At 60.0% G+C, this 6,523-nt stretch carries 6 protein-coding genes; all 6 read right to left on the bottom strand.

From position 1 onward, the window contains the following. Positions 1 to 130: 130 nt before the first annotated feature. Positions 131 to 736 carry a protein-methionine-sulfoxide reductase heme-binding subunit MsrQ gene (msrQ, locus tag ACODS5_RS13250; protein ID WP_489108889.1) on the bottom strand — a complete coding sequence of 202 codons (606 nt, stop codon included), beginning with the start codon at positions 734 to 736 and terminating at the stop codon, positions 131 to 133. Beyond that, positions 736 to 1,749: a protein-methionine-sulfoxide reductase catalytic subunit MsrP gene (gene msrP, locus ACODS5_RS13245; protein WP_489108888.1), complete on the bottom strand. Its 1,014-nt coding sequence runs from the start codon at positions 1,747 to 1,749 to the stop codon at positions 736 to 738. Before msrP ends, msrQ begins: the two co-directional genes overlap by 1 nt. 77 nt (positions 1,750 to 1,826) lie before the next feature. Beyond that, positions 1,827 to 2,678 (bottom strand): CDP-diacylglycerol--serine O-phosphatidyltransferase, encoded by an 852-nt coding sequence (gene pssA, locus ACODS5_RS13240; RefSeq protein ID WP_028691215.1) that lies wholly within the window; start codon positions 2,676 to 2,678, stop codon positions 1,827 to 1,829. 151 nt (positions 2,679 to 2,829) lie between these two features. Further along, positions 2,830 to 3,846: a ketol-acid reductoisomerase gene (ilvC, locus tag ACODS5_RS13235; RefSeq protein ID WP_038706849.1), complete on the bottom strand. Its 1,017-nt coding sequence runs from the start codon at positions 3,844 to 3,846 to the stop codon at positions 2,830 to 2,832. Positions 3,847 to 3,899: 53 nt separating this feature from the next. Beyond that, the gene (gene ilvN, locus ACODS5_RS13230) at positions 3,900 to 4,391 is read right to left on the bottom strand and encodes an acetolactate synthase small subunit (protein WP_003250040.1); all 492 of its coding nucleotides are present in this window, start codon (positions 4,389 to 4,391) and stop codon (positions 3,900 to 3,902) included. Position 4,392: 1 nt separating this feature from the next. Then, a complete protein-coding gene (locus tag ACODS5_RS13225; RefSeq protein ID WP_489108887.1) occupies positions 4,393 to 6,117 on the bottom strand; it encodes an acetolactate synthase 3 large subunit in 1,725 nt (574 codons plus the stop codon). Positions 6,118 to 6,523 lie beyond the last annotated feature (406 nt).

The following is a 6,523-nucleotide window of genomic DNA, read 5'->3' as shown; positions in this document are numbered from 1 at the left end:
CCGGCGAAGCGCCGCGCGGGCGGCGCTCGATCTGCTAGGCGCTGAATGCCTAACGACGGACACCTCTCACCACAAACGCAACCTCCAGACAAACACCTCTCACGCCAACACGACCCCAGCCCCCCCCCCATCACCCCAATCCCCTCCTCCCCCGCCGGCCAAGCCAACGCATCACCACCGGCACCCGCAACACCATCAACACCCCGCCCACCGCCGCATAAATCGCCCACTCGCGTATATCCGAACGCACAATCCACAAAAAATGCAGCAACCCCAACCCCAAAATCACATACACCAGCTTGTGCAGCTTCTTCCACCGCGCACCCAAGCGCTTCTGGCTATAGCGGTTGGAGGTGGCCGCCAAAACCAGCAACCCAAAAAAGCCCAGCGCCCCCACAATAATGTAAGGCCGCTTGCGCAACTCCACCCCGAACTGCCCCCAGTCCAGCCCCAGGATGAACACCAGGTAAGCCATCAAGTGCAGCACTATATAAGCAAAGCACCACAACCCCAGCTGCCGCCGCACCACGATCCACCCCGACCAGCCACTGATCCGCTGCAGCGGCGTCATGCTCAAGGTGATCAACAAGAACACCAACGCTCCCAGGCCTAGACGGTCCATGAGGACTTTTCCCGGATCCGGATCAAGCAAACCCGTCAACGCCTCATACAACCACCAGGCAGGAAACAGGCAACCTGCAATGAAAATGCCCAGGCGAAACCAGGGATAGCGCATCAGTAGTTTTTCCGTAGATCCAGCCCGCTATATAAAGAAGCCACCTCATCGGCATAGCCATTGAACATCAATGTATCGCGCACATTCGGACTGAACAGCCCACTGGGCAAACGCCGCTCCCGCGCCTGGGTCCAGCGCGGGTGATCCACCGTCGGATTGACGTTGGCATAGAAGCCATACTCCTCCGGCGCCAGCCCTTGCCAGGTGGTATGCGGCTGCTGCGCCACCAGGCTGATGCGCACGATGGACTTGATGCTCTTGAAGCCATACTTCCACGGCACCACCAGCCTTAGCGGCGCGCCGTTCTGGTTGGCCAGTTCACGGCCATACATGCCCACCGCCAGGATCGCCAGCGGATTCATCGCTTCATCCAGGCGCAGCCCTTCCACATAGGGCCAGTTGATCAGGGCGAAACCGGAACGTTGACCCGGCATATGCTGCGAATCCTGCAGAGTTTCGAAGCGGATGTAGCGTGCCTTCGAAGTCGGTTCCACCTGCTTGAGCACCTCGGCCAACGGAAACCCCAACCACGGAATGACCATCGACCAGGCCTCGACGCAGCGCAGCCGGTAGATGCGCTCTTCGAGCTGGTAGGGCTTGATGAAATCTTCCAACGCATAGCGACCGGGCTTGGCCACTTCACCATCGACCACCAGACTCCACGGCTCGGTCTTGAGGCTGCCGGCATTGGCCGCCGGATCGCCCTTGTCAGGCCCGAACTCATAGAAGTTGTTGTAGTGGGTGGCATCCTTGAATGGCGTGATCGCCTCGCCGCTGACCGTCACCGCCTGCCAACGGGCACTGGCGAGCTTGTCGCTGAACCAACCTGGGGCATTCCCTGCCTCGACGTCGGCGTAGCGGGACATCTCTGCCCCCAGGCTCAAGCGTGGCAATCCGCCCAGGGCGATACCCGCCAGGCCAGCACCCAGCAACGAGCGACGAGAGAGGTAGAGATGTTCGGGGGTGATCTCCGATGCTTTGCAGTCGGACGATCGGGGAAGCTTGATGAGCATGGCGGCTCCATAGCACGGGCAACTGATGTACACGTAAGACTATGGAGCCGGCAGGTTATTCCGCGATTAAATCCTTGTCAGGATTTGCGACGGCGTGCCCGCAACAGGAACTGGATCGGCCCCGATGCAGCATAGGCCAGGAAGATCAGCAACAGGATGCGCGGTGGATCGCTGAACACCACGGCGAACACCAGCACCACCGCGAGGATCGCGACGAAAGGCACGCGGCCCTTGAGGTCGAGCTCCTTGAAGCTGTTGTACTTGATGTTGCTGACCATCAGCATGCCCGCGGCAGCAACCAGCAGCGCCACCAGGAACGACAGCTTGGAGCCCTGGATGCCGTAGTCGCTGAATGCCCACACGGTACCCGCCACCACGCCTGCCGCAGCCGGGCTGGCCAGGCCGATGAAGTAGCGCTTGTCGGCGGTGCCGACCTGGGTGTTGAAACGCGCCAGGCGCAGTGCCGCACCGGCTACATAAATGAAGGCGACCATCCAGCCGACCTTGCCCATGTCCCCCAGCGCCCAACCGAATGCCAGCAAGGCCGGAGCCACGCCGAAGGCGACCATGTCCGACAGCGAGTCGTACTCGGCGCCGAATGCACTTTGCGTGTTGGTCATGCGCGCCACGCGGCCATCGAGACCGTCGAGGACCATGGCGACGAAGATGGCGATGGCGGCGAAGGCGAAATACTTGCTCGCCTCGCGCGGGTCGCCGGCACTCAGGGCGCTCTGCGCGCTCATCGAGCTGATGATGGAATAGAAGCCGGCGAACAGGTTCGCGGTAGTGAACAGGTTGGGCAGCAGGTAGATGCCGCGGTGACGGACCTTGCGCCCTTCGGCGTCATGACCTTCTTCAACGTGCTCATCGACAGGTAGCAGGCTTTCGGCGTCGGAGGGCTTGTTCGGCTCTTCGGGACGTTCGCTCATGAAAAGTACCTTGCAACAGTGTGGAATATGTTCGACATGGGCCCGCGAAACAGGTTCTGACGGCGAGCCACTGGTCGCTTTATACCAGAAGCTGGCCGCGCAAACGAAAAAACGCGGCCGAAGCCGCGTTTTTCATCTATCGAGCCAGACCTTAGTTCTTGGTCTTGTCGACGATCTTGTTGGCCGAAATCCACGGCATCATCGAACGCAGTTGCTCGCCGATGATCTCGATGCCGTGGGCGGCGTTGTTGCGACGCTTGGCGGTCATCGAAGGATAGTTGGTGGCGCCTTCGCTGATGAACATCTTCGCGTATTCGCCGTCCTGGATGCGCTTCAGAGCATTGCGCATGGCCTTGCGGGATTCTTCGTTGATGACTTCAGGGCCGGTGACGTACTCACCGTACTCGGCGTTGTTGGAGATCGAGTAGTTCATGTTGGCGATACCGCCTTCGTACATGAGGTCGACGATCAGCTTCAGCTCGTGCAAGCACTCGAAGTAGGCCATCTCTGGGGCGTAGCCCGCCTCGACCAGGGTTTCGAAACCGGCCTTGACCAGCTCGACGGTACCGCCGCAGAGCACGGCCTGCTCACCGAACAGGTCGGTTTCGGTCTCGTCCTTGAAGGTGGTTTCGATGATGCCGGTACGGCCGCCACCGACGCCAGCGGCGTACGACAGGGCGACGTTCTTGGCGTTGCCCGAGGCGTCCTGGTAGATGGCGATCAGGTCAGGGATGCCGCCACCCTTGACGAACTCGGAGCGCACGGTGTGGCCCGGGGCCTTCGGCGCGATCATGATCACGTCGAGGTCGGCGCGCGGCACGACCTGGTTGTAGTGGATCGAGAAGCCGTGGGAGAAGGCCAGGGTGGCGCCCTTCTTGATGTTCGGCTCGATCTCGTTCTTGTACAGCTGGCCCTGGAACTCGTCCGGGGTCAGGATCATGACCAGGTCGGCGGCAGCGACGGCGCTGGCCACGTCGGCCACTTTCAGGCCGTGGGCTTCAGCCTTGGCAACGGTAGCCGAACCTTTACGCAGACCGACGGTAACGTCCACACCAGAGTCCTTCAGGTTGCACGCCTGGGCGTGGCCTTGGGAGCCGTAGCCGATGATGGCGACTTTCTTGCCCTGGATGATGGAAAGGTCGCAGTCTTTATCGTAGAAAACTTTCATGAAACACCCCTGTTATATCTCGGCCCCAGTGGAGCCATCGCTAATTTTTGAAGTTAGATGCTGAGCACTTTGTCGCCACGGGCAATGCCGGTGACTCCACTGCGCACGGTTTCGAGAATCGATGCGGTACCGATGGCCTGGATGAAGCTGTCCAGTTTGTCGCTGGTGCCGCTCAGTTGCACGGTGTACACGCTGGCGGTCACATCGACGATCTGGCCACGGAAAATATCCGTGGTGCGCTTGATCTCGGCCCGCTGGGCGCCGGTGGCCTTGACCTTGACCAACATCAGTTCACGCTCGATGTGAGCGCTTTCCGAGAGGTCGACAAGCTTGACCACTTCGACCAGCTTGTTGAGGTTCTTGGTGATCTGTTCGATCACCTCGTCATGGCCAACGGTGGTCAGCGTCAGACGCGACAGGGTCGGGTCTTCGGTCGGGGCCACGGTCAGGCTTTCAATGTTGTAGTTGCGCTGGGAGAACAGGCCGACCACGCGAGACAAGGCACCGGGTTCGTTTTCCAGCAGCAGGGAAATGATATGCCGCATATCAGGTACGCTCCGTCTTGCTCAGCCACATGTCACGCATCGAGCCATCCTTGATCTGCATCGGATAGACGTGCTCGGTACGGTCGACCGCGATATCGATGAACACCAGGCGATCCTTCATCGCGAAGGCTTCCTCGAGCTTGGGCTTGAGGTCCTTCAGGCTGGTGATGCGGATACCCACATGGCCATAGGCCTCGGCCAGCTTGACGAAGTCCGGCAGCGACTCGACATAGGAGTGCGAGTGGCGGCCGTTGTAGGCCATGTCCTGCCATTGGCGGACCATGCCCAACACACCGTTGTTCAGGTTGACGATCTTCACCGGCAAGCCGTACTGCATGCAGGTGGACAGCTCCTGGATGTTCATCTGGATGCTGCCTTCACCGGTCACGCAGGCCACGTCCTGGTCGGGGAAGTTGAGCTTGATGCCCATGGCCGCCGGGAAACCGAAGCCCATGGTGCCCAGGCCACCGGAGTTGATCCAGCGGTTGGGTTTGTTGAAGCGGTAGTACTGCGCCGCGAACATCTGGTGCTGGCCAACGTCGGAGGTGACAAAGGCATCGCCCTTGGTCACTTCGCACAGGGTCTCGATGACCTGTTGCGGCTTGATGATGTTGCCGTCGCCCTTGTCGTAGGGGAACAGCTCGCCATCGCCACGCCATTCGTCGATCTGCTTCCACCAGGCATCCAGCGCTGCCTTGTCGGGCTGTTCGCCGATTTCCTTGAGGATGCCGAGCATTTCGCTGAGCACGCTCTCGACCGGGCCGACGATCGGCACGTCGGCCTTGATCATCTTCGAGATCGACGCCGGGTCGATGTCGATATGGATGATCTTGGCGTTCGGGCAGAACTTGGCCGGGCCGTTGACCACGCGGTCGTCGAAGCGCGCACCGACGGCGAAGATCACGTCGGCGTTGTGCATGGCCAGGTTGGCGGTGTAGCTGCCGTGCATGCCGAGCATGCCGAGGAACTGGCGGTCGCTACCTGGGAAGCCACCGAGGCCCATGAGGGTGTTGGTGACTGGCAGGTTCAGCGACTTGGCGATTTCGGTGAGGGCTTCGGAGCCACCGCCGAGAATCACGCCGCCACCGGCATAGACGATTGGCCGCTTGGCCGCCAGGAGCATTTCGGCTGCCTTGCGGATCTGCCCGGAGTGGCCACGCAGGGCCGGGCTATACGAGCGCAGTTTGACCTTTTTCGGGTAGATGTACTCGAACTTCTCGGCCGGGTTGGTCATATCTTTTGGAATGTCGACCACCACCGGACCGGGACGGCCGGATTGCGCCAGATAGAAGGCTTTTTTCAGGACTTCAGGAATTTCCGAGGCATGCTTGACCATGAAGCTGTGCTTCACGATCGGCCGCGAGATACCGATCATGTCGGTTTCCTGGAAGGCATCGGTGCCGACCATGGTGCTGGGCACCTGGCCAGACAGGATGACCATCGGGATGGAATCCATGTAGGCGGTGGCAATGCCGGTGATGGCATTGGTCGCGCCTGGACCGGAAGTCACCAGTACCACGCCGGCCTTGCCGGTGGCACGGGCGTATCCGTCCGCCATATGGGTGGCAGCCTGTTCGTGGCGAACCAGGATGTGCTGGACTTCCGGTTCCTTGAACAAGGCATCGTAAACATGCAGGAGAGCACCGCCAGGGTACCCGTAGATGTGCTTAACGCCTTCGTCGCGCAAGAAGCGGACGACCATTTCAGCGCCGGATAAGAGCTCCACGTTGTTCACCTCTAAAACGCCAGAATACCGCCCTCACTGAGCGGGTCTTATTAGGTTTACTGCCAAGCAGAGCATGAGCGAACGTCAGCACTGACTGAGCAAGTATTGGGAATACCCTGGTGTGTTGCGGGCTTTCCCACCCAGCGCGAGGTAACGCGTTGCGGGGTGTAGCAAGTCGGCGCGGGTGTGCGCCTCATGATCTGCTTAGCGGGTCTGCTTCTGGCAGTCCCTCTACAGCGGAATCTGGATTCTTGTGATTCGGCGCTCACAAGTCAAGAGAAATTATTGCCAATTTTTCATCAAGATGAATTCTCACCACCACTAATGGCGCGAGCAGCAGCAGGAAAAATAAGATTTCCATAAAAAAGGGCCACAATCTGCGGCCCTTGAAGGAAAAACGGTAGAA

This window comes from Pseudomonas sp. FG47 (assembly GCF_057809115.1).
The sequence above is the reverse complement of the archived record's forward strand: the minus strand, read 5'-3'. Positions and strand labels throughout refer to the sequence as shown.

What these genes read in the sequence shown, in the direction of transcription:
- ilvN (WP_003250040.1), bottom strand. Translation starts at nt 4,391, where the DNA reads ATGCGGCATATCATTTCCCTGCTGCTGGAAAACGAACCCGGTGCCTTG.
- pssA (WP_028691215.1), bottom strand. Translation starts at nt 2,678, where the DNA reads ATGAGCGAACGTCCCGAAGAGCCGAACAAGCCCTCCGACGCCGAAAGC.
- msrQ (WP_489108889.1), bottom strand. Translation starts at nt 736, where the DNA reads ATGCGCTATCCCTGGTTTCGCCTGGGCATTTTCATTGCAGGTTGCCTG.
- ilvC (WP_038706849.1), bottom strand. Translation starts at nt 3,846, where the DNA reads ATGAAAGTTTTCTACGATAAAGACTGCGACCTTTCCATCATCCAGGGC.
- msrP (WP_489108888.1), bottom strand. Translation starts at nt 1,749, where the DNA reads ATGCTCATCAAGCTTCCCCGATCGTCCGACTGCAAAGCATCGGAGATC.